The sequence below is a fragment of the Phormidium sp. CCY1219 genome (assembly GCF_055795085.1).
The window spans coordinates 1-1,378 of sequence record NZ_JAYFEQ010000848.1 but is presented as its reverse complement, the minus strand read 5'-3'; the positions used below and the strand labels follow the sequence as shown (position 1 = coordinate 1,378).

The 1,378-nt window shown below is 54.7% G+C and carries 2 protein-coding genes; both read left to right on the top strand.

Going from position 1 to position 1,378, the window contains the following annotated elements:
* The first annotated feature begins 166 nt into the window (after window positions 1-166).
* A complete protein-coding gene (locus tag AC0QH1_RS27110) occupies window positions 167-415 on the top strand; it encodes an acetyltransferase (protein WP_324634581.1) in 249 nt (82 codons plus the stop codon).
* A 3-nt stretch (window positions 416-418) separates the two neighbouring features.
* Window positions 419-1,303: a HEAT repeat domain-containing protein gene (locus tag AC0QH1_RS27105; RefSeq protein ID WP_324634580.1), complete on the top strand. Its 885-nt coding sequence runs from the start codon at window positions 419-421 to the stop codon at window positions 1,301-1,303.
* The last annotated feature ends 75 nt before the right edge of the window (window positions 1,304-1,378 follow it).

Genomic DNA, 1,378 nt, shown 5'->3' with positions numbered 1-1,378 from the left:
GTGGGGAAAAGCGCCTTTAAAAGTCCGACTTTGGACTCTTTAAGAATCCCTCGGATTTATCCGTAGGGAGTATCAATTTAGTTTATATTCCCTGGTCAAGCAGTACCGCTTTTGGGATGATAGATCTGTGCAGTTTATCCGCTAGCGTCCCAAACCAGCCATAGCCATGTCTGAGCATTCAGAAAAAAACCCCCTAGCCTCACCAACACAAGAACTCGATGACGTCATCGCCGGTTTGCAGCAATATCGAGAGCGAATCGTCAACGACGTCACGGAAATGGCCAAAAAAGTCAAACTCTCTAAAAAAGCGACAATGGCGCATTTAGAACAACATCCCGAATTAGAGCGGATCGATGCCTTGCTCGCCGATCTGCGATCGCGCAAAGCCACCATCGACCCATTGCGATCGGAATAAATCATGGCAGATTCTCGAGTTTCATCCAATGTACCCCCTGCCCCCTCCCAGGCACAAACCGATCGCTTGCTCGAAACCATCAACGAGCAACTCGCCGAGGGAAACTTCGATCGCACCGATGCCAAACTCCTACAGCAGATGGTATCCGCCTTAGCAGATTCCCGAGGGATGACCCGCTTAGGCTTAGTGGAGGCATTTGGCATCATTGGGGAAGCAGCGGCTCCGTTTTTAATGGACGGATTAGCCAATCACCCAAACCCCGTAGTGCGTCGCTCCTGCGGCAAAGCCTTGGCCAAAATCAGCTATCCTGGGGCAATTCCCATTTTAATGGATGCCTTGCTATCTGATGAAGATACGGTGGTGCGAAGTTCAGCCGCCGGGGCCTTGGCGAAAATGGGGGCACCTGCAGTGCAAGCCCTGCTCGATACCCTCACCGCCGATGTCTCCGAAACGGCGAAAGGTCATGCCGCTTGGGCCTTGGCATTTATGGGTGAATCCGCCAGGGAACCGCTGATGGCGGCGATCGCCTCCGACTCCGTGGATGTCCGCTGTGCGGTGGTGAGCGCCCTCGGGAATATTGCCCAAGGGCAACAAGGCGATCGAGCCTTGGCAAAAGTGCTGCTGGCATTGCGCGATCGCGAAGCGGCGGTGCGCGTGGAAGCTGCAGCAGTGTTGGGTCAGGTGGGTTCCCCCTTGGGGGTATCGGCACTCATCGAGCGTCTGAATGACCCCTCAGAGTCAGTCAGACGGGCGGCAGTGCTGGCCTTGGGCAAAATCGGCGATCGCAGCGCTCTGGAAGCCTTACAAGGCAAATTAACCGACGAACGAGAATCGGTGCGTCAAGTGGCGGCGATCGCGATCGCTCAGATAGAACCGCACTCGAGTTAAAGTCAGGGACTCCGTAGAAACCAACCCCATGTCTAAAGCCAGGGGCTTGTACTTCTAACCACCTGACCAGCCTAA

Coding starts and splice junctions, on each gene's coding strand:
- AC0QH1_RS27110 (WP_324634581.1), top strand. CDS start 167: ATGTCTGAGCATTCAGAAAAAAACCCCCTAGCCTCACCAACACAAGAA.
- AC0QH1_RS27105 (WP_324634580.1), top strand. CDS start 419: ATGGCAGATTCTCGAGTTTCATCCAATGTACCCCCTGCCCCCTCCCAG.